Source organism: Paenibacillus sp. JT22N12 (genome assembly GCF_056269365.1).
In genome coordinates this window covers 24893-46915 of sequence record NZ_JBWDNU010000018.1, presented here as the reverse complement: position 1 = coordinate 46915, position 22023 = coordinate 24893, and the positions used below count along the sequence as shown (strand labels likewise).

At 53.9% G+C, this 22023-nt stretch carries 13 protein-coding genes; 4 read left to right on the top strand and 9 right to left on the bottom strand.

What is annotated here, in order from left to right; translation table 11 throughout:
- Positions 1 to 84: 84 nt before the first annotated feature.
- From AC0YOA_RS34570 to AC0YOA_RS34540, 7 genes are all read right to left on the bottom strand, one after another.
- Positions 85 to 1908: a sensor histidine kinase gene (locus AC0YOA_RS34570; RefSeq protein ID WP_475790442.1), complete on the bottom strand. Its 1824-nt coding sequence runs from the start codon at positions 1906 to 1908 to the stop codon at positions 85 to 87.
- A gap of 177 nt (positions 1909 to 2085) precedes the next feature.
- A complete protein-coding gene (locus AC0YOA_RS34565) occupies positions 2086 to 4833 on the bottom strand; it encodes a family 78 glycoside hydrolase catalytic domain (protein ID WP_475790441.1) in 2748 nt (915 codons plus the stop codon).
- 15 nt (positions 4834 to 4848) lie between these two features.
- Positions 4849 to 5763 (bottom strand): nucleoside hydrolase, encoded by a 915-nt coding sequence (locus AC0YOA_RS34560; protein ID WP_475790440.1) that lies wholly within the window; start codon positions 5761 to 5763, stop codon positions 4849 to 4851.
- 1099 nt (positions 5764 to 6862) lie between these two features.
- Positions 6863 to 8416: an FGGY family carbohydrate kinase gene (locus tag AC0YOA_RS34555; RefSeq protein WP_475790439.1), complete on the bottom strand. Its 1554-nt coding sequence runs from the start codon at positions 8414 to 8416 to the stop codon at positions 6863 to 6865.
- A complete protein-coding gene (locus AC0YOA_RS34550; protein ID WP_475790438.1) occupies positions 8413 to 9363 on the bottom strand; it encodes a transketolase family protein in 951 nt (316 codons plus the stop codon). Before AC0YOA_RS34550 ends, AC0YOA_RS34555 begins: the two co-directional genes overlap by 4 nt.
- Positions 9347 to 10216, bottom strand: a complete 870-nt coding sequence (locus AC0YOA_RS34545; protein ID WP_475790437.1) for a transketolase — start codon at positions 10214 to 10216, stop codon at positions 9347 to 9349. The genes AC0YOA_RS34550 and AC0YOA_RS34545 overlap by 17 nt, the downstream gene beginning before the upstream one ends.
- 3 nt (positions 10217 to 10219) lie before the next feature.
- Positions 10220 to 11650 (bottom strand): L-fucose/L-arabinose isomerase family protein, encoded by a 1431-nt coding sequence (locus AC0YOA_RS34540; RefSeq protein WP_210045223.1) that lies wholly within the window; start codon positions 11648 to 11650, stop codon positions 10220 to 10222.
- A 435-nt stretch (positions 11651 to 12085) separates the two neighbouring features.
- Between AC0YOA_RS34540 and AC0YOA_RS34535 the strand changes: the two genes are divergently transcribed.
- Positions 12086 to 13141, top strand: coding sequence for a LacI family DNA-binding transcriptional regulator (locus AC0YOA_RS34535; protein ID WP_475790436.1), 1056 nt, complete (start codon positions 12086 to 12088; stop codon positions 13139 to 13141).
- A gap of 442 nt (positions 13142 to 13583) precedes the next feature.
- Here AC0YOA_RS34535 and AC0YOA_RS34530 read toward each other — a convergent pair whose 3' ends face one another.
- Together AC0YOA_RS34530 and AC0YOA_RS34525 are read right to left on the bottom strand one after the other, a co-directional pair.
- The gene (locus tag AC0YOA_RS34530) at positions 13584 to 14708 is read right to left on the bottom strand and encodes an N-acetylmuramoyl-L-alanine amidase (protein WP_475790435.1); all 1125 of its coding nucleotides are present in this window, start codon (positions 14706 to 14708) and stop codon (positions 13584 to 13586) included.
- A 168-nt stretch (positions 14709 to 14876) separates the two neighbouring features.
- Positions 14877 to 15992, bottom strand: a complete 1116-nt coding sequence (locus AC0YOA_RS34525; RefSeq protein ID WP_475790434.1) for a PQQ-dependent sugar dehydrogenase — start codon at positions 15990 to 15992, stop codon at positions 14877 to 14879.
- A gap of 188 nt (positions 15993 to 16180) precedes the next feature.
- Here AC0YOA_RS34525 and AC0YOA_RS34520 point away from each other — a divergent pair, with 188 nt between their 5' ends.
- The 3 genes from AC0YOA_RS34520 to AC0YOA_RS34510 all read left to right on the top strand — a co-directional run bounded on the left by AC0YOA_RS34520 (position 16181) and on the right by AC0YOA_RS34510 (position 22015).
- Complete coding sequence (locus AC0YOA_RS34520) at positions 16181 to 17398, top strand: AI-2E family transporter (RefSeq protein WP_475790433.1); 1218 nt, start codon at positions 16181 to 16183, stop codon at positions 17396 to 17398.
- 142 nt (positions 17399 to 17540) lie between these two features.
- Positions 17541 to 19088 carry an MDR family MFS transporter gene (locus tag AC0YOA_RS34515; RefSeq protein ID WP_475790432.1) on the top strand — a complete coding sequence of 516 codons (1548 nt, stop codon included), beginning with the start codon at positions 17541 to 17543 and terminating at the stop codon, positions 19086 to 19088.
- A gap of 311 nt (positions 19089 to 19399) precedes the next feature.
- Positions 19400 to 22015, top strand: coding sequence for a winged helix-turn-helix domain-containing protein (locus tag AC0YOA_RS34510; protein ID WP_475790431.1), 2616 nt, complete (start codon positions 19400 to 19402; stop codon positions 22013 to 22015).
- The last annotated feature ends 8 nt before the right edge of the window (positions 22016 to 22023 follow it).

Sequence of the window (22023 nt, the reverse complement as noted above, 5' to 3'; positions counted from 1 at the left end):
CCCTATCCACGATTTTGACCCAAAATGTTGATTATTCTTACTTTTGCCGGAGGCCGGCCGCTGTTTATTTCCCCGATGCCTCTGTCAAGCCTCGGGGAATAACAGAGTAATCGCTGTCCCTGTCCCCTTCCTGCTCTCGATCGAGAACTCGAAATGAGCGCCATAACGGATCGCATATCTGGCGTATACATTGCCGATTCCGATTCCTCCTTCAGCCGCCGAGGCTGTGAACGGCTCCTGATGAAGCGGGTAGCCCAGCCTGGTGCGAAGCTCGCCCAGCCGCTTCTCGGATATGCCGACCCCGTCGTCGCTGACCGTGAGGCGGAGCCGCTCCCCCGCAGCAGCTGCACAGATGCGGATGGTGCCTTTGCCCCGCTTGCGCTCGATGCCGTGGAAGACGGCGTTTTCCACCAGCGGCTGCAGGGTCATTTTCAGCAGGGGGAAACGGTAAGCATCCTCTTCGATATCCAGCTCGTAAGCAATCTTGTCCTCGAAGCGGATGCCCTGGATTTTCATATAGGCGTCAATCTGCACCAGCTCCTCCTGGAGCGTGACGATTTCGTCGCCGGTCTTCGTGTTGTAGCGGAACATATCCGCGAGCGCCTGGGCCATCTCGCCGATATCATTGACTTTATAGTAATCGGACATGGCCCGAATGCTGTCCAGCGTGTTATACAGGAAGTGGGGATTAATCTGCGAATAGAGCATCGCCAGCTCCACTTCCTGAAGCTTGATCTGGTTCATGTATTTGGTCTCAATCAGATGCTGCAGCTCATCCTGCATCGCGTTGAAATTGCTGGCGATTCTGCCGATTTCGTCATTGCGCCCCACCTCCAGTCGGATGGAGAAGTCCCCCCGCTTGATCCGGTTTACGGTTTTGTAGACATTCAGGATCGGCCTTGTTATGCTGCGCCCGAACAGCAGCGAGATCAGAAAGGTAACGACAAATGCGATAATGGCAGTAGCGATAACGGTTGTCTTGATCCGGTTGAGCGGACCGGTAATGTCACTGCGCGGCATGACCAGCACGGCTTTCCAGTCCGAGTAGGCCGAACGGGTATACGAGACGAGCATGTCGTCCTTGCCGTTTTTTTTATACCAGAACTTCCCCGTATCATCGTTCATCCGGCTGAGAAGAGCGGTATCGGACTCATATTGCGAGCTGTCAGCCGAGGCGTACACGAGCTTGTTATTTTCATCCAGAATCAGAATGCTGCTGTGCGGCGAAAGCCCGTCATTCTGCCCGATACTGCTGAACAGATCAGCGGCATATTCCACACGGACCACAATGAACCGGTCGGGATTGGAGAAGTCGCGAATGAGAATGGATGAAGAGTATGCGGTTTGCTTGGCGGCGCCCGGCGCGCTGTCTCCGACCTCTCCGCTGAAGAACACCTCTCCGTCCTTCATCACGGTGCGCAGATACCATTCCGAATTCCGAACCTGTGCGGCGCTTTCCGGCTTGAAATCATCCGAAGCTCCCATCAGCTCGCCCCCGCTGTAATAGATCTGGAAGCGGATGAAATCACGGATCGGCGTAATGTTAAAGCTCTTGAGGAATAAATTGCCCAGCTCCTGGCGGAAAAGAAACTTGTCTTCCTCGCTCATTTCCCGGTAGGCGTTAATGCCGTCGATGTATTCCTGCGTGTAATAAGGAGCCAGCAATATATTGCGTTTGCTGTGAAAATCATTATCCATATTGTTCTCGATTTGGCGAATAATCTGCAGACTGGCCGACTCCACCCGCTCCGCCATCGTTTGATAGGAGATATAGAAGGACACCGCGCCCACCAGGGCAATACATAATAAAATGATGACAAAATAACTAAGCAGCAGGCGCGTGCGGAGCTGGGAAAAGAAGGGGCGGATTCGACCCGACAGCCACCGTTCCCGCTTTAGATTCAGCATGGGGGGAAGCCTCCTTCAAAAAAAGAAACCGCTGTCACAACGATCTGGAAGAAACGGCTGTCGCCGTCCTCTGAAACTTATACATTCCGAAAAAAACAGCCAGAGCCCAAACAGGCGGCGCAGCTTACGCTTGCGATCCTCTTTATAAGACTCTGGCTTGTTTCAAACTATTCTGCCTTAAATGCTGTTCAGCTCGCTTAAAAAAGTAAATTGTCCCGAGCCGATATGATATTCCGAGCCGGTTTCGGATTCGGCTACAAGCTCGCATCCAACCAGACTGTTGCTTACGGCATCCGGTCCGCGGTCAGCCGTTGCCAATCCAAGCGCTTGTCCGCCAAGCGCCGGAGCGCCAATGGCATCGGGAGCGTCCACCAGACGGATATTGCGGCCCGGCACATGAACGGATGCCGTTGTGTTGGCCGGTATCCGCACGGACAAGCGGAAATGCCCTTCCTCGTTCAAATGCCATTCTGTCGCAACTGTACCGTACAGGGATTCGTATTGGGCATTGACCCGGGTAAGCTTCCCGCCCGGCTGCGGACGTATGATCGTGTGGCGGAAGGCCGGCCTGCCGGGATCGGCTTCAATGCCTCCCATATACCGGAACATCCACTCGCCGACGGAGCCAAGCGAATAATGGTTGAACGAATTCATCCCCGGAGTCTGGAAGCCGTTCTCCTCCGTCCATCCGTCCCAGCGCTCCCAAATCGTCGTTGCGCCATGCTTGATGGAATACATCCAGGATGGAAAAGCTTCCTGCTGCAGCAGCGTATAAGCCGTATCCAGCTGGCCGTTATCCGTCAATGCCGGCAGCAGGTAACCGACTCCGAGGAAGCCCGTCGACAGACGGTCGCCGTTGCTCCGGATATTATCGACCAGATGGCGGACCGCCTTCTGCCGCAGCTCCTCCGTCAGCAGGCCAAACTGCAGCGCCAGCACGTATACCGTCTGCGTTTCGCCGTGAATGCGGCCTTCCTCATCCACGAATGCGCCGCGGAAGGCTTCGCCGATATCCGCGAAAAGCCCGCTGTAGCGTCTCTCGTCCCCGTGCTTGCCAAGCACGCCGGCAATGTTCGCAAGCAGTCTGGTACTATACGCGAAGTAAGCCGTAGCCAGCACCTCGTTCGGCGTGTCCGCCTTGATCGAGAGCCAATCGCCGTAATTCGCATAATCCGGCCGGATCAGGTTATCCGTGCTCTGGCGCAAATATTCCACCCAGCGCACCATGGCGTCATAGTGGGTTTCCAGAATGCGGACATCCCCGTACATCAGATAAAGCGTCCATGGAATAACGACTCCGGCGTCTCCCCAACCGGCATTATCCGGCGCAAACCAGTTCAGACGGGTATTCCACATTTTATGGCGGATCCAGCCCGCATCCGGAGCGACATCCGTAAATGCGCCCGACGGCTGCTGGGAATCGATCATATCCCCGATAAACTTGGTGAAAAAGCGCGAGACATCCATATTGTACGAAGCCGTCCGGGCAAAAATCTGGGCATCGCCCGTCCAGCCCAGCCGCTCGTCGCGCTGCGGACAATCCGTCGGCACCGACAGAAAATTGCCGCGCTGGCCCCAGGTAATATTGGAATATAATTTATTGATCATGGGGTCTGACGTCTCCAGACGTCCATTCTCCGGTGTATCGGAATGGATGACTTTCCCGATAATCGTATCTTCCCCAGGCTCTCCGGGATAACCGATCAGCTCTACATAGCGGAAACCGTGAAAAGTAAAGTGCGGCTCATAACGCTCTTCGCCTTCTCCCTTGAGAATATAATGATCCTGCTGCACCGCCACGCGAAGGTTATCGAGATACAGGGTTCCATCCGGATTCAGCATCTCGGCATGGCTGAGCGTGATTTTCGTGCCCCGTTTGCCCTTCACCTTCACTTCTGTCCAGCCGACCATATTCTGACCCATATCATAAATGTAAGTACCGGCTGCCGTTTTGCAGATATCAACCGGCTTGATCGTCTTGGTGATCCGAATGGGAGGTTCTACAGCCGATACGAGCAGTCCATTGTAGCCGGAGCGCACATCCGGCTGCTCCCACATCGCATCGTTATAATCCGCATAGCTCCAGCCCTGCAGCTCCTGGCGGGCATCGTAGGTTTCACCTTTGATCATATCGGAGTAGGCAATGGGACCACTCGAGGTTTTCCAGGTGCCGTCCGTTGCGATGCTCTCCCGTGTGCCGTCCTCATATTCAATATTAATTTGCAGCAGGCCAAAAGGCCGCTCGCCGTAAACATGCTTGCCAAGAAAGCCAACCGTGCCGGCATACCAGCCGTCGCCGAGAATGACGCCTGCGGCATTGGGTCCTTCCTCAAGCAGATGAGTGACGTCATAGGTCTGAACCTGAACGCGGGTATCGTAATCCGTCCAGCCCGGCGCGAACAGCGAGCTGACTCGTTCCCCGTTGATGAACAGCTCGTATACGCCAAGCGCTGTCGCATAGGCGGATGCGCGGCGCACCTTGCCCCGCAGCGTAAAGGTTTTGCGCAAATAGGGCGAAGGCTGGAACTCCAGATCAGGCTGCGCTTTGCGGCCGATCCATTTGGCTTTCCAGGCATCACGCGACAGCAGACCCATCGTCCAGAAGGAGATTACACTCCACTCTGAAGGCTGATCCTTGCCGTCCCAAACGCGGACCTTCCAGTAATAACGGCCTTCCTCCTGAAGCGGCTTGCCTTTGTAGACAATATGGATAGATTCGCTGGAGGCCACCTTGCCGCTGTCCCACATCGAACCCTGATCCTGATTCAGGCTATCTTCCGATTCGGCGACCAGCACCTGATAAGCGCTTTGAACCGTGGCATTCTGAGTGGCGGCTACACGCCAGAACAGACGCGGCTCCATAACATCAAGCCCAAGGGGGTTGATGGCATATTCCGTTTTGCAAACTGTAACCCGAATGGGCATAATAGAAAGTCCTCCTTAAGCGTTCAGCTTGTTGTACCGATGAAACAATTCCAGCTTGGCATACAGATCCTCAAGGGTGAAACGGGCATCCACATAACGGTAGACACGAATGTCCCTGCCGCCATGGCCGAATTCATAACGCATATTCGGCAGAATACGCGGTGATTCCCGCAGATCATATTCGAAGGCATGATCATCCAACAGCAGCGACACAGCAGGGGAATCGCCCAGCATCCACATCTCGCCTTTGGGCCAGGAGGGATTGTCTCCCCACTTCATATTAAACTCTACCAGCTGCTGAAACAAATAAGCGCCCAATTCTCCATGCGGCATGACCTTCACGGCAAGCTCCGCCAGACTGACACGGATCATGGAATATACATTTTTCGGCACCTGCCACAGCGGGATCGGCGATTGGAAAACCACATTGGCCGCCGCAATATCATTGCCCAAATTAAATTCATCCGATCCCTCGGGATAGACGCCCCCTCCGATCCACACCGCAGTCAGTCGCCCGGCAATCTGCGGCTCCTGGAGGTAGGCAGAGGCCATATCGGTCAGTGGGCCCAGAAAAATCACAAACAGCGGAGCGGGATCATCCTTCATGGCCTCCCGTATGATCAGCTCGGAGCCTTCGGAGGGAAGCGCTGTCACTTCATCCGGAAGAGCGCCTTCCGCCCCTTTGTACACGCCGACTTGCTGCTCCATTTGCATGATCTTCAGCATCTTCTGAATCTCCTCATAGGAATCCTCCATGGAGGTTGCGCTCCGGGTGCCGAAATGCGCGCCAATCAGGCCGGCAATCCGGAATCTCGGCGTCAGCAGCGCATGGGCTATCGCGTATTGGTCATCGGCTTCATTGCAAGCATCGGTATTGACGATCAGGCGGATTTTCTTGGACTCCGGAACCTCGTACGGAAAGTTCATCATGATCCATTCCCCTCTTCACAATTCTGGCCTTCAATTGTAAAATTCATAACGGCAGCTGTAACCAAACAAATGTCGTAACAGTGGCAATATTTATGAAAAACCAGCGAGCATTGGTGCGCGTGCGGAAGCTTCTTCCAAAATTTCGCATGTGCTGCAAGCAGGTGAATAGCTTGTCACTTGTCGGTGATCGCTGTTGTCCCCAGAATTCCTTGATCCGTTTGAAACCATTAAACCTTGCTGCGCATGCGGAAGCTTCTTCCGATCGCTGTTGTCCCCAGATTTCCCTGAATGTATGAATCCTCTAATGGTGGAAATCCCGTGGACAAAGGCGAACACTTCGTTTCTCCAGAATGCTTCCGCCCGCTCCGCCTTTTAATCATTGTAAAAATCAACATCAAAACAGATGTTGGACAATATCGACGTTCAGAACTTAGATGAGGGGAACTGGCTGCAATGACAGTAGTCGCAAAGCTCAAATTGCTGCTCTAATAAGGAATATCCTTCTTATGTGCACCTCAGCCCTCGGGATATCCCGTGTAAGAAGAAAAAACCTTGCTGCATCTGGCATATAGTGCTTGAAAGATGCAAAAGGCTGCTCCAGCAAGGAAAATCCTCCCTGCAGCCACTGTACCTCTGCAATCTCCACCGCAAGAAGTAAAAACCGTGTTGTGGCGAATACTCCCCACTATTATCCAAGCTTGCTCGCTTGAGTGGATTCTCCAGCAGATCGGGACTTCATCCCGATCTGCGCTTACCCGACTTACCGGGCAAACAGCTGGCTTCGTATCGCATTCAAGAATACAAGCTAATAAATCATCTAGACAAAAGCTATTTTTCTCCACCACAGTGTTGTGCGCCGCCTGGCTTGCTTCTTCGGCCGTCAGTACGCCAACTACTGCGGCGTTTCAACGTTTACCGGCCACTTACTCAGCCTCCAGAAGGCGCTTCAACGTTCTAGCAAGTTTTTGCGGCTGCCAGCATACCTCTTACTGCGGCAGTCCGCCGCTACGGCTTGTTTCTTCAGCTGCCAGCAGGCCAGCCAGTGGGGCGGCAGGCCGCTACGCACTACGGTCTGCTTCTTCGGCTGCCAGCGCTCCAGCTACCGCTGAAGTCCGCTGCTACGGCCTGCTTCTTCGGCCGCCAGTACCCCCGCAACTGCGGCGTTCCAGCCGCCCATCAGCTCCCGGCGCTTATCGGCTTCCATCCGCGGAGCAAAGACTTGATTTTGCCGGTAGAAGCCGGCTATCTCATCGGAACCGGACCAGAACCCGAGAGCAAGGCCGCCCATATAGGCAGAGCCCAGAGCGGATAATTCCGCCGCCTCCGGAAGAGCGACAGGGGCATCCAGCAGATCCGCCTGAAGCTGCATCAAGAGACCGTTGGCAGTAGCGCCGCCATCCACACGCAGCTCGCTGAGCGGCATTCCCGTCTCCTCCTCAAGCAGCCGGACCGCGCCTGCCACCTGATACGCGATGCTCTCCAGAGCAGCCCTTAGAATATGCCGCCGGTCTGTCGAGCGGTTCATCCCCATAATCGCGGCCCTGGCATGCGGATTCCAATGCGGCGCTCCAAGCCCGACAAAAGCCGGCACCAGGTACACGCCGCCTGCCCCGTCTACAGAAGTGATGGCTTGCTCCAGCTCTTCAAAGGTCTGATAAAGCCCCATCTGGTCGCGGGCCCAGTTCAGGCAGTCGCCCGTTGAATGAATTACCGCTTCCAGCGCGTATTCAATGCTGCCGTTCAATCCCCAGGCAACAGCCAGTACCAGGCCTCTGCCCGGCATAATCGGCTGCGTGCCGATATGCATCAGGACAGATGTTCCTGTGCCATAGGTTCCCTTCGCCATTCCCGGCTTTGTACACTGCTGTCCGAACAACGCCGCCTGCGAGTCACCGATCACACCTGCAATAGGCATTTCTACTTCAAGCGGCAACAAAGCCGCATCGGCAATGAATCCATATCCGCTGTCACTCATACGCACCTCGGGCAGCATACCGAGCGGGATGCCGAACAATGCAGCCAGCTCCGCATCCCAGCTCAACGTATGAATGTTGAACAGCTGCGTGCGGCTCGCATTGGTATAATCCGTTGCGTGGACACGTCCTCCAGTCAGCTTCCAGATCAACCAGCTGTCCACCGTGCCGGCCAGAAGCCGTTCCTTTGGAATAGCAGGATCGGCATGCTCCAGCAGCCACCGCCATTTGCTGGCGGAGAAATACGGGTCCAGCGGCAGTCCCGTCTTGGCCTGCACAAGAGCTTCATGCCCTTCACGCTTCAAGCGGTCGCAGTAATCGGCCGTTCGCCGGCACTGCCAGACGATGGCATTGCCGACCGGGAGTCCGCTCACACGGTCCCATATCAACGCGGTTTCCCGCTGGTTGGTGATGGTGATGCCGGCAATCAGATGAAGCGGGACCTCCGCTTCCTCCACCACTCCCCGGATCGACGCTTTCACATTCTCATACAGCTCCAGCGGATCATGCTCCACCCAGCCTTCGCGCGGATAGATTTGCCTGTGAGTCTTCGAGCAGCGGCCGACAATTCTTCCACCGCGATCCGTTACGATCGCCTTGGTCGCTGTTGTGCTCTGATCCACGGTCAGCAGGTACAAGGGCTTTCCCGCCTGTTCATACTCAGCCGGACTAACCGTCATCCCTGGCTCACCATGGCCTGAACCATCTCCTGGGCGATCGATCTTACATTACCGGCACTGAGGCCATAGTGGTCGAAAATTTCCGACGTCTTGCCCGCAATCGCCGGTTCATCGGGAATTCCCAGAATCCGGACCGGAACAGGTCTGCTGCCCGCGGTTACTTCCGCAACGGCGGCACCGAGTCCGCCGAAGATGCTGTGCTCCTCCAGCGTAATAATGGCACCCGTCTCTGAAGCTGCCGCCACAATAGCCGCCTCATCAAGCGGTTTAATCGTGTGCATGTTGAGCACGCGTGCATGAATGCCGTCCTTCTCCAGCAGCGCAGCGGCATCCAGCGCAATGCGCACGGTTTCGCCTACGGCAATCAGCGTAATATCGCTGCCTGCCTTCATCTGCACGGCTTTGCCGAGCTGGAACTCATAATCGTCCGATTCATAAACATCTTCAACGGGGTTGCGCCCGATACGCACATAAGCTCCGCCCTCATGGCCGGCTAATGCCTTGGTCATCACTTTCGTCTCGTGACGGTCAGCCGGAACCACAACTGTGAGTCCCGGTATCGCCCGCATGACCGCGAAATCCTGCAGGGAATGATGGGACATGCCAAGCGCTCCGTAGCTGACGCCGCCGCTAATGCCGACAAGCTTGACGTTCGTGGCCGAATAAGCCACGTCAACCTTCACCTGCTCGATGCTTCTCATGCTGAGGAAGCAGGCAGGCGAAGTAACGAAAGGCTTTTTGCCGCTGTGCGCGAGACCTGCCGCGATGCCGACAATATTTTGCTCGGCGATGCCTGTTTCCACAAACTGCTCGGGGAAGGCCTTGGCGAACGGCGCCATAGCAGCCGATCCGCGCGAATCGCTGGCCAGCACCATAATATCCCGATCCTCTTGGGCAAGCTCCAGCAGCGTTTCGCACATAATCTGCCGATTAGGAATGGTTTGCATGGGCTCCGCTCCTTTCTGTTTCCGGTGCCAGCGCGCCAAGCGCCGCCTCCAGCTCTTCAATAGCCAGCCGCAGCTGCTCGTCATTCGGCACATGGTGATGCCATTCCGGGCGGTTCTCGGCGAAGGAAATCCCTTTGCCTTTGACCGTGTTGAGAATTAGCATGGTTGGCTTGCCCTTCTCCTGCGGTGCTTGGGAAAGCGAACGCTGCAGCTGTCCGAAATCATGGCCGTCAATTTGCTCCACCCGCCAGCCGAAAGCCTCCCACTTGCTGTCCAGCGGATCCATCCCCATCACATCCTCCGTGCTGCCGCTGATCTGCAGACGGTTGCGGTCCACCATACCGATCAAATTATCCAGCCCGTAATGCGCGCCTGCCATAGCCGCCTCCCACACGGAGCCTTCCGCCTGCTCGCCGTCGCCCATCAGACAGAACACCCGGTAATCAAGGTGGTCCTTCTTGCCTGCCAGCGCCATGCCGACGGAGACGGATAAGCCATGCCCCAGCGCGCCGGTGTTCATCTCGATACCCGGCACTTTGTTGTTGGGATGCCCGATCAGCCGCGTGCCGAACTGGCAGTAAGTTTCAAGCTCCTCTTTTGGAAAATAGCCCAGATCGGCCAGTATGCACCACAATGATTCCACCGAGTGGCCTTTGCTGGCAATAAAACGGTCGCGGCCTTGCCATTTCGGATTCTTCGGATCATGCCGCATGACGCTGTAATAAAGCGTTGTCAGCACATCCGTGTTGCTGAGCGAGCCGCCTGTGTGCCCCATCTTGGCCCGATGGATGATGCGGAGCAGGTCCATGCGGATCTGCAGCGATTTGCGTTTGAGCTCCACTGTTGCTGTCATGTTTTAGACACTTCCTCTCAGCCACGCCCGGATTTGCGCTTCCGTCGGATCCACCGGATCAGGCGTCAGACCTGGAATATAATTGCATGCCTCATACAGAGGCGGGATGACGTTCGCATGAATGCCTACGGAATGATGAACATAAGGACCGGTAACCAGCTTCTCTTCCCACAGCGGCCAATCGTTGACTTCCACCCAGACATAGGAGCCCCGTGTAAAAGGACCCTGAATGCCGCGCGCCTTGCCCAGAAACAGCGAATATTCGCCATGGTCGCCGTCGAAGCGGGCAAGCGTCATATCGCCGCCGCGGATCTCGCCCTCATGAGTCCCCGGAGAATGATCGTCGAACAGAAAATGCTTGCGCAGCTTCGGTTTCTCCTCCACGGACAGCGAGACCGGGAAGTTGCCGCAGTGGAACAGCAGCTCGCCGTTGGCATTCTCCGGATGGCGGATCGTCAGATCGGCGAAAAAGGTCGGCGCCTCGTTCATCGCTGCGGATTGCACCATGATGGAGGTAATCGCACCGTGAATATCCGTTTCGCAGGTAACCGGGATCTGCTCATCGGTGAGCAGCGCATTGGCCAGACACGGCATGATGCCGATCGCTTCCTGCAGAGAAGACCAGCACTGGATCGCAATCGCGCTGCTGCCGGTTTCGACGGCAAACTGCTTCATCGCCACCTTCAGCGCAGCCACGCGCCGCACATCATCATCAGTCACCTCGGTAATATCCATCCGGGAGCGGATGAAGTCCACAGCCTCCAGCATTTCGCTGCTGTTCTTCTTCTCCTGACGCTGCGCGGCTCTTGTGATATCCACCAGTGTAATGGGATGGATCTCGATGCCAAAGCGCTCCAGCAGCTCGCCTTCATTGACCATCATCGTCCAGAACGATGCGGGTCGCGGGGCAATCTGCAGAATCCGCAGCGAGCGGAAATGCCGGACCACGTTAGAGGCGGCGACGAAATTTTTGAAGCCCCGCTCAAATACCGGATCATCCACCCGGCTGTTGGTCACATAGGTGTAAGGGACATTGAAGCGGCGCAAAATCTTGCCTGTCGCGAACAGACCGCACTGGGTATCGCGCAGACGCATGCCATCCTCCAGCGGAGCCTCGTCACGCGGTCCCCAGAGCAGCGCCGGCTTGCCAAGCGCCTTGGCCACACGGGCAACCGTATCCTCGGTCCCGAAATTGCAGTGCGGGAAAAATACCGCATCCACCTTCTCCTGGCGGAACCGGTCAGTTATCAGATCGGCCCCGATATTATCGTTGTACAGAAGCCCTTCCTCATTCAGCCCCTCAAGATCGACAATCTCGATATCCATGCCGAAGGATTGTATTTTCTCGCGGATAAGCACCTTATACTTGAAGGCATCCTCGGCGCTAAACACGAAACGGCGGGTAGGCGCGTAACCCAGCTTTAATTTTTTCATTAATGGCGGTCTCCTTCTGCTTATGATGCCATGCAGTAACCTTGGCGCGGAGAAAGATTCATCTCCAGTAAACTTCAGAACATTACAAGTACGGAATGCTCTCTGAGGTATCCAATAACTCTCCTGCCTCAGATCTACTAAACAAAATTAAATAATCAAGAAAAGTAACTAAATAATTTAACTGAACACAGTCATATTTCTTACTCTACAGATTCAGCAAAACCACTTTCACTTTCTCCTCAAACTCATCCTATCACCCGTTTTTAGCTCCGTCAATACGATTATTTAGTAAATTTGATCATTTATTAAACTATATCGACTAAACAACACTCGATTAGTTTAGTTCCATCTTGCAAAGTAGTCATAAAACGTTGTACACTAAACTCAACTAAATCTTCATAAACGAAAGCTTAATCAGGAATGGAGTAACCTGTTGTGAAAATGGAAGATATCGCCAAGCTGGCCCAGGTATCCAAATCCGCCGTTTCTCTCGCGCTGAGCGGCAAGCCCGGCATCGGTCCGGAGACCCGCGAGAGAATTCTTCAAATCGCCCGGGACCAAGGCTACACCCTCAAAGCAAAAAGCCAGCCGGCGGATCGAAGCGGCCGATCCCTGCTGTTCCTTGTATTCTCCAATTCCGGAATCGTCCTGGAGAAATATTACCAGCAGCCTTTCTTTCGGGAATTGATTCATTTTATCGAAGAGCGCTGCCGCCAGAAGGGATATTCGCTGGTATTTTCCTCTGTGGATATGGAATCCTTCGACAGCGACGTCCAGTCGATTGCGGATGAGAACCAGACCAGCGGCGTCATCCTGCTGGGTACGAATCTGGACCGCCACAGCGTTGAGAATCTGGCGGACAAATGGCCCAATCTCGTTGTGCTTGATACCTGCTTCGAGACACTGCCTGTTCATTTTCTGGAAATCAATAATGTGATGGGCGCTTATCAGGCGGGAACTTACTTGTGCGACATCGGCCACCGCGAAATCGGGTATGTGGCTTCGGATGTGCGCATTCATAATTTTGATGCGCGCAGGAGAGGGTTTATGGCATCGCTGGCCGAGCGCGGGCTCAGGGTGGCGGAGGATCATACCTTCTATGTCGCGCCTACGATACTTTCTTCTCAGGAAGCAATGCGCAAGCAGCTGGAAGGCTATATTCAGGAGGGCGGCAAGCTGCCGACAGCCTTGTTCTGCGAATGCGATTATATTGCGATCAGCGCAATGAAGACGCTGACCGAGCTTGGCTTCCGGATTCCGGAGGATATCTCTGTGATCGGCTTTGACAACATTAGCGAGTCCGTTATTGTCACGCCGGAGCTGACGACCATTCATGTCGACAAGGAGCAGCTGGCCCGCATGGCCGTAGATCTGCTTATTGATTCCATTGACGGCATTCGCGGGGTCAAAATCAAGACGGCGGTGGATACAAAGTTCATTGAGCGGCTGTCCTGCAGTGCGCCGGCGGTTCTCTCGGAAACCAAAGCCTAGAAAGTCCTGCGAACCAATAGACAGGCTGCGCATGCGAAACGTCTTGTCGAGACTCGCAAGTGTTGCAAGCAGGTTTACTGCTAGTCACTTTTCGAGACTCGCAAGTGTTACAAGCAGGTTTACTGCTAGTCACTTTTCGAGACTCGCAAGTGTTACAAGCAGGTTTACTGCTAGTCACTTGTCGAGAGTCGCAAGTAAGTGTTGCAAGCAGGTTCGACGACGCTTGTCACTTGTCGGGATTCGCAAGTGTTGCAAGCAGGTTCGACGCTTGTCACTTGTCGAGACTCGCAAAGTGTTGCAAGCAGGTCTGACGCTTGTCACTTGTCGATATCCGCAGAGTGTTGCACAGGCGAGCGGATAAACATGAAAAGGGCCGTGATTTCCAAAAGTGTATTTTGGAAGTCACGGCCCTTAAAATGCAATCGGTCAGTTATAGCAACAATCAATCGAAATAATCTTCAATTCCCTCGGCGATCGCGGCTGCCGCTTTCTGCTGATAGCCGGATTTGCGGACAAGGGACTCGTCCTTCTTGTTGGACAGGAATCCCAGCTCAATCAGAGCGGAGGGAGTACCATTCTCGCGCAGCACATGGTAGTCGCCAAACGAAATCCCGTTGCTGTCCAGCTCCATACCGTCGGCAAGCCGGGATTCGATTGATCTCGCCAGAGGCCTGTCCTTGGACTCCGAATAATAAAAGCTGAGCGTTCCCGATGCTTTGGTTTCGGAAGAATTATAATGAATGCTGATGAATGCGTCTGCATGGGCGGATCCGCTAATTTGAACCCTCTCTCCGAGACTCGGCTTTTCCTTGTCTTTCGTTCTCGTCATGACGACGCTTGCCCCGCGGGCGCGGAGCTCTTGCTCCAGATAGATCGAGGTGCTCAGTGTCAGATCCTTCTCCATCGTTTTCTGCGTCGTGCCGATCATTCCCGGATCATCTCCGCCATGCCCGGGATCCACGACAATCGTTTTTCCGTGAAGCCCGTTTGAACTCTTGGAGGAATGGCTCGTGGACACGACCGAATTGACGGAGCCTCCGCTGATATATCGGTCAGATACCCATCCTGCCTGTCCATTCGAAGTCTGGATCTTCACCCAGCCGCTCTGGCTGCCCATAATGGCAACCTGCTGGCCTTTGGCGAGACCGCCCACAACCTCGTACTTCGTTCCTGCACCCGAGCGGATTCGTAACGAATCGGCAGTAACAGTAGCTTCTGTTTGCTTGGCAGGTTTCTTCGGTTCTGTCTTCAGTTGTATCTTGGACGCTACTGAAGTTTGGACCGTGCCGTCAACCTTCTTCAAATAATAGCCTGCCACCCAGCCCGAAACCTTGCCGGAATTGATCTGCAGCCAGCCATACTCGTCTTCCTTGGAGACACTCACCAGCTGGCCGTTCTTCAAGGCGCCTACAATGTTCCCTTTCAGAGAAGCCTCGCTGCGTACGTTAAGTAAATTAATGACGACCTTGGCCGTGTAGCTTTCATCAGCTTTCGCCGAAGCCGGGATGATGGATGAAATACTAAACAGCACACAGATCAAAATTGCCAGATATCCAATTTTTTTCATAGAGGTCCCCTTTAGTATTCGTTTTAATAGAGCCGTAGGATTATTAGTATACCAGCATTTACCGGATTCTTGGAGACTAAATCTTTACAATTCCTGATTCTGATAGAGAAAAATAAGAGAATCACAGGCAAACAGCCCCTATATTAAGCGCTTTCAGGCCACCTTTCTTCATCCGTTTGTCAAACGCAGCAGCCTGTCATCCTGACCGGCAGGATTTCCGCGGCCATCCGTGTTGTTGGTAATCACGTAGACAGCCCCATCATGGATTTTGACATCTCTCAGACGGCCCTCGCTTCTCACAACCACTTCGTTCGTGGACGCATCAGGCGAGAATTTGAGCAGCGATTCGCCGCGAAGTCCCGTCACCAGCCACTCACCCTGAGCATTCGCCGTCATCCCGGAGGGAGCAAGCGTACTGTCTCCGGTATGATAGACGGGTGGTGTCATTCCTTCCTTAGTCTCATCGCCAATAATCTCAGGCCAGCCGTAATTAAGACCGGGCTCAATCCGGTTCAATTCATCATGGCCGCCCGGAACCGCGGACGGACCATGCTCAGAGCTGTACAGCTCCCCTTGATCATTCCAGGCAAGCCCCTGCGGATTGCGGTGACCATAGCTGTATACATAGGAATTCTCAAAAGGGTTATCCTCCGGCACGGAACCGTCCGTCTTCATCCGCAATATTTTACCTGCCAGACTGTTCAGATCCTGGGCATTCTCTTCATGCTGCGCGTCGCCTGTCGTGATATACAGATGGTTGTCCGGTCCGACTGCCAGCCGGCCCCCGTCATGGTTTGACGCGCCGGGTATCCGGTCAAGCAATATACGCTCCTCCAGCCAGCCGTCCTCCCCATTCTCCCGGATTACGGCTACCCGGTTGAATAATTCACTATTTTGCTCATAGGTATAATAAATGTAGGCCTGCTTCGTGGATGCGAAATCAGCGGCCAGCACAAAGCCCAGCAGTCCTCCCTCGCCCTCCTGCTTCACGGGATTGCTCAGCTGCAGCTTCTGCCTTGTCACCTGACCGTCCTTGATCTGTACGATAGCGCCATCGCGCTCGCTGACGAAGATGAGATCCCCGCTAAAATCAATTGCCCACGGCGACTGCAGCCCCTCCGCCAGCACCTCATAGCCTGCTCCCCCATCCCCTTCGGACCGGCTCGTCTGCCGATCCACATCGATAGGCTCCGCCGGATTCGTGGCGCGGTTCGATTCATTCCCGCAAGCTGTAAGCATCATCGTCAACAGGACACCGCACATCATCGTCTTTGCTTTTAACATAATTGATACCTCCGTTTGTTGGTGTTATGGACGTTACACTTCTCCCTTCAGCAGCTAATTGTTTGCAAAACTGATCATACGGGTATAAATTTGCGTTTGGACGATAGGCTAATGTGCAATAATAGGAGAAACATCATAGAGATGAAATAACATGATGTTATTAACGGAAGAAGAGGGGAATTGGTTGCATGCCGGAGCGTTCGCGTGTTTGGTCGGAGCGGTTTCGCTATTTATTCTTGAATAACCGCTTTGTGCTATTTTTATTTGTTCTATTGTTAATTGGACTCAACATTATGATCTTTAATCACGTGTCCTACATCTTCAACCCGCTCATTGCGCTAATCAAGACCGTTGTGCTGCCCCTGATTCTTTCCGGCGTCGTCTACTATCTGGTCAATCCGTTGGTCGACGACATGGAGCGCAGAGGAATCAAACGGATTTACGGGATTCTGATTCTTTACCTGCTGATTATCAGTTTGATTGTCATCGCGGTTGTGGCTGTTATTCCGCTTATCCGCAACCAAATTACGAGCTTGATAGAAAATATACCAGACTACAGCGAAGATGCCCAGCAAAAAATCAAACAGTGGACCGGCAGCGACTTTTTCAGCGAAGTCCAGGCAACACTTGGTTTCCATACTGCAGATTTGACGAAAACCATTACTTCGCGGGCCTCCGATTTCTTCGCCAACGCCTGGACCCGGATCGGCGGGGTTTTGGGTGTGGTGACCGAGGTTGTGCTTGCGGCTGTGACGCTTCCTTTCATCTTGTTTTACCTGCTCAAGAACGGCCGCGATCTCCCCCGTTTCATTCTGCAGTTCATTCCTACAGGACTGCGCAAGGAAACCCGGCGTGTCATGGTGGAGATGAATGATCAGATCGCCTCCTATATTCGGGGACAGATTATTGTCAGCTTCTGTATCGGCGGTCTTTTGTACATCGGCTACCTGATTATCGGGCTGGAATATTCACTGGTGCTTGCGATTATGGCTGCCTGTACGAGCATCGTTCCTTATCTGGGGCCCGTCATCGCGATAACCCCGGCGCTTATTGTGGCAACGGTCACATCGCCGGCCATGCTGCTCAAGATGGTCGTCGTCTGGACCATAGTTCAGCTGGTTGAAGGCAAATTCATCTCGCCGCAAATTATGGGGAAGACGCTGCGTATTCATCCGGTCACCATCATCTTCGTCATTCTGACAGCCGGCAATCTGTTCGGCATCCTCGGCATTATCGTTGCCGTTCCCGGATATGCCGTGCTCAAAGTAATCTGCACCCATTTCTTCCACTGGATCCAGCTGCGCTCCGGCTTGTATCCACCTGACGATCTTCAGGAATCCACCACCAAAGGCGGCATTATGCTGAGCGAAAACAGCTCCTCGCCTGAATCCGGGCAGCAAGAATAACCCGAAACGGCTGAAATTATTTTTCTTAGCGGAAGTTCCCTGACACCCTGTTGTCAGGGGTCTTCGTCTATAATGAAGCAGACAAGTGAGAGATGGCAAAAAGAATAAAGAAATCTTAAGATGAGTGAGGCGTTCAAAGAAAATGACAACAACAGCGCAAGGAAACAAGGTGGGGATCGTTCTTGCCGGTCTGCTGCTCGGTATTCTCATGGCTTCCATGGACAACACGATTGTCGCTACGGCTATGGGAACGATTGTCGGGGAGCTGGGCGGCCTGGACAAATTCGTATGGGTCACATCGGCTTATATGGTTGCCGAAATGGCCGGCATGCCGATATTCGGTAAATTATCGGATATGTACGGACGCAAGAAATTCTTTATTTTCGGTATTCTGGTCTTCATGCTGGGCTCTATTCTATGCGGTACAGCCACAACGATTGTAGAGCTCAGTATCTACCGCGCGATTCAGGGCATCGGAGGCGGCGCGCTTATCCCGATCGCTTTCACCATCATGTTCGATGCCGTGCCTCTTGAGAAACGGGGCAAGCTGGGCGGATTGTTCGGTGCGGTATTTGGCCTCTCCAGCATCTTCGGGCCGCTTCTGGGCGCTTACATAACGGACTATATCGCCTGGGAATGGGTTTTCTATATTAATCTGCCGATTGGCATTATCGCCTTCCTGATGGTTGCTTTATTCTACAAGGAATCGCACGAGCATTCACAGCAAAAAATCGACTGGCTTGGCGCATTTACGCTTGTCGGCGGCATCGTCTGCCTGATGTTCGCCCTTGAGCTCGGTGGCAAGCAATACGCCTGGGATTCCGCAATGATACTTGGTTTGTTCGCTGTGTTCGTCGTGCTGGCCCTGCTGTTTCTGTTCGCCGAGACGCGCGCCAAGGAGCCGATTATCTCCTTTGCCATGTTCAAAGACAAGCTGTATGCTTCCAGCAATGTAATGGCCCTGCTCAGCGGAGCGGCGTTCATTACAGCCTCCGTCTATATTCCGATCTTCATCCAGGGCGTTCTGGGAGGCAAAGCAACCAACTCCGGTCTGGTTCTTCTCCCTATGATGGTAGGTTCTGTCGTAACGGCAACCCTTGGCGGTACGCTGCTGACCAAAACCAGCTACCGTTCCATTATGCTGCCGACTCTGGCACTGCTTGCAGCCGGTGTGGCGCTGCTCACGACGATCGGCCCCGATTCCTCCAAGCTGATTATCCGTGTGTATATGGTGCTTGTAGGTCTTGGCATAGGCGCTTCCTTCTCCGTGCTGAGCAATGCGGCGATTCATTCCGTGAGCGCCCGGCAGCGCGGCTCCGCAAGCGCCACGCTGAATTTCCTCCGTTCGCTTGGCATGACGCTCGGCATCACGGTCTTTGGCATTATTCAGAGCCATTTGTTTATGAACAGGATGAGTGAATCCTTTGCCGGGGGAAGCGGCAGCGGCGGGGCTCAGATACCGGAAGGCATAGACTTGAGCGACCCTCATGCCCTCTTGTCGCCGGAGCTGCGGGCCAATATCCCGGAGCAGGTGCTGGATAAAATATCGATTGCGCTCTCGTCCTCGATCACGCATACTTTCGCCTGGGCAATCATTCCGGCCGCCCTCGCCTTCTTCGCAGCCTTTGCCATGGGTCGGGACAAAATGGATCCCGCAAGCGAAGGCCAAGGCTCCAGCGCAACGCATTAGAAGCTGGCGTTATCGCCGGCTCGCTGCAGAAGGCAGCTCAAAAAGAATTGAAAAAGAAAGTGGTTGAACAAGGCGATCGCCTGTTCAGCCACTTTTTCTTTGTGGTCCATTTCAATGAGAAGATTCACTTTATTCTTCATGAATAATGTATACCATACAAAAACCCTCCCAATATATGTATAATTAATATACTTCAATAGAAAATTTCTGGTGATAAAGATTATTTATATTTAACACTATCACCTGATGAGTCTAATAGATTACAGTATAATATAGTCATCACAATGACTGACTTGCATCATGGAGGAACGATGATTTCCGAAACCATTTTACTGAAAACCAAGACAAGCCTTCCCGCATCCCGGGACAAGCAATTGCTGCGGATCCGGCTCATGGATGCCATAACACATAATCTTGACGGCAAACTGACGACAGTCATCGCTCCGGCCGGCTTCGGCAAAACAACGCTGCTCACGCAGACGATTCACCATCATCAGCTTTCCGCAGCATGGGTATCATTGGATGACCGGGATAACGACTCCATACGATTCTGGCGTTATGTCATGCAGGCCGTGATCACTGCCGGTTCTCCCCTGACGTCCGAAAGAATCTCCTCGTTGGCGCAGCTGCTGCCGGGAATGACAATTTATACCTTCCTGGATGCTTTCATTAACGAACTGATCGATATTCCCGGGCCCCTTGTCATCGTGCTGGATGATTACCATCGTATAGCCGATGAACGAATTCATGAAGGGCTGTCCTATTTCATAGATTATCTGCCCGGCCACATTCATGTGATTATCTCGAGCCGCGCAGAGCTTCCCTTTGCTACCTCCAAGTGGAGGGTCCGGGCACAGTTCGACGAACTGGCAATCGGGCAGCTTCAGTTTACTCTGGAGGAAACGCAAGCCTTCTACCGCGAGGTATCCCGTTTGCCGCTTTCGCCAGGACAGATTAAGCGATTGTTTGAACGTACCGAGGGCTGGGTGGCCGGACTCCAGCTGGTATCCATCTCGCTGCGCTCCACCATGGACTATGACCGCTATATCGACAGCTTCAGCGGCCTTCACCGCAATGTCGCCGATTATTTATTCAATGAGGTCATGGCTAATTTGCCTTCTGCCGTCCACAGCTTTCTGCTGCAAACGTCTGTACTGGAGCGGATAAATGCAGCTGTATGCAACGATGTGACGGGCCGAACGGACGGTCAGGACATGCTGACCAAGCTCAGGACCATGAATTTATTTCTCATCTCGCTGGATCCAGCCGATACGTGGTTTCGCTACCATCATTTATTCTCCGAATTTCTGCGCAGTCTGATCAAACGGAACCACCCTCTGCTGTGGAGCCAGGGAAACCGCGCGGCGAGCAGATCCTTCATGGCACAGGGGATGACGGATGAAGCAATCAATCACGCGATTCTGGGCGAGGATTATGAATATGCCATACAACTGCTGGGCGAGCATGCCCCGGTTCTGTTCCAACGCGGGGAATTCTCCACCCTGCTGCGCTGGTTTGAAGCGATAGAACAGCGCGCGGAGCTGCCCTCCGGCCTGTCCCTTCTGCATTCCTTCATGCTTGTTGTAACAGGTCAGTTAGTCCGTGCGGCTTTAGCTCTGGCGCGCATTGAAGAGCGCCATCTGCCGAAAGCCGATGCCGGCGAGCGCCGTCAAATCCGCAGCGGACTGCTTTTTGTCAAATCGAATCTGGTCTTCTACAATTATGATTTTGCCGGCTGGTACCGGTTTTCCGAGGAGATTACCGGTGAAGTTCTGCCTGAGAATCCGATCTTTTATAATTTTAATTACAATATGTCCGATCCGCTCGTCCGACGCACGGCAATGGGACTGAAGGGGGTATTGTCTCCTGATACGGAAGCGATCGCCTGTCAGTTCATGGGCTTGATTGAATCCCATGGCTGGAAGGATTCGCTGATTAACCTCTATGTGAATCAGTCCCTTGCCGAGGGCTTGTATGAATGGAACCGGTTGGACGAGTCGCTGGCCTGCCTGCATAAAGGGGAACAGTCGCTGCGTTTTGAGGAAATTGCCGGATTGTATGTCCCTGGGCAGATTACCCTGGCTGGCCTCCAAGCGGTAAGGGGCAGCATGGAGCAGGCGATCGACACGATCCATCATGCTGTGGAACATGTGGCGTCGCGGTCGGAGTTTCAGTGGATTCGTCCACTGCGCGTTTTTCTAGCCTGCCTGTATGTCCGGAACGGACAATTGAACAAGGCCAAGCAGGAGCTGAACGGGCTTCATCTCTCCGCTTTGGACCGGCCGACGCCTGACCGGCTGTTCGAGTTTCTGGCGCTCGCCCGCTATCTGGGAGCCAAGCGCAAGGAAGCCGAGGCGCTCCGGCTTCTCGGTATCATGAAGCCGCAGGCCGAGCGGGAAAAATGCCTGATGAGCCTGACGGAAATCTCCATCCGGCAGGCGCTTTTGGAGGCGCAAAGAGGACAGCGCTCCGCCGCTCTGCAATATTTGCGCGAGGCGCTGATAGTTGGGGAAGCAAACGGTTATATCCGCAGCTTTGTGGACGAGGGCAAAGCCATGGCGGCTTTGCTGCGGGCCTGCCAGATTGAACGCAGCCGCTGCGCTGACGTTAGCCAGGGCGTACCGGAAGCTTACTTAGCCCAGCTGCTGGGCTTGTTCCCGGAGAACCGGGAGCCGGGACTTGCCAAGGGATCGCTGATCGAGCCGCTGACACAGCAGGAGCTGGTCATTATCCAGCTGATAAAGAACGGGTCAGCGAATAAATCCATCGCAAGAGAGCTGTCTTTGACCGAGGGCACGATCAAAGTCTATCTCTCCCGGATCTACGGCAAGCTCGGCGTCTCTTCACGAACCCAAGCCCTGGTCATTGCAGAGGAGCTGCAGCTGCTTGAGCCGCTTGATGCAGATCACAAAGCCCGCGGCGGCTGACAATTGGG

Coding starts and splice junctions, on each gene's coding strand:
- AC0YOA_RS34570 (WP_475790442.1), bottom strand. CDS start 1,908: ATGCTGAATCTAAAGCGGGAACGGTGGCTGTCGGGTCGAATCCGCCCC.
- AC0YOA_RS34565 (WP_475790441.1), bottom strand. CDS start 4,833: ATGCCCATTCGGGTTACAGTTTGCAAAACGGAATATGCCATCAACCCC.
- AC0YOA_RS34560 (WP_475790440.1), bottom strand. CDS start 5,763: ATGATGAACTTTCCGTACGAGGTTCCGGAGTCCAAGAAAATCCGCCTG.
- AC0YOA_RS34555 (WP_475790439.1), bottom strand. CDS start 8,416: ATGACGGTTAGTCCGGCTGAGTATGAACAGGCGGGAAAGCCCTTGTAC.
- AC0YOA_RS34550 (WP_475790438.1), bottom strand. CDS start 9,363: ATGCAAACCATTCCTAATCGGCAGATTATGTGCGAAACGCTGCTGGAG.
- AC0YOA_RS34545 (WP_475790437.1), bottom strand. CDS start 10,216: ATGACAGCAACAGTGGAGCTCAAACGCAAATCGCTGCAGATCCGCATG.
- AC0YOA_RS34540 (WP_210045223.1), bottom strand. CDS start 11,650: ATGAAAAAATTAAAGCTGGGTTACGCGCCTACCCGCCGTTTCGTGTTT.
- AC0YOA_RS34530 (WP_475790435.1), bottom strand. CDS start 14,708: ATGAAAAAAATTGGATATCTGGCAATTTTGATCTGTGTGCTGTTTAGT.
- AC0YOA_RS34525 (WP_475790434.1), bottom strand. CDS start 15,992: ATGTTAAAAGCAAAGACGATGATGTGCGGTGTCCTGTTGACGATGATG.
- AC0YOA_RS34520 (WP_475790433.1), top strand. CDS start 16,181: ATGCCGGAGCGTTCGCGTGTTTGGTCGGAGCGGTTTCGCTATTTATTC.
- AC0YOA_RS34515 (WP_475790432.1), top strand. CDS start 17,541: ATGACAACAACAGCGCAAGGAAACAAGGTGGGGATCGTTCTTGCCGGT.
- AC0YOA_RS34510 (WP_475790431.1), top strand. CDS start 19,400: ATGATTTCCGAAACCATTTTACTGAAAACCAAGACAAGCCTTCCCGCA.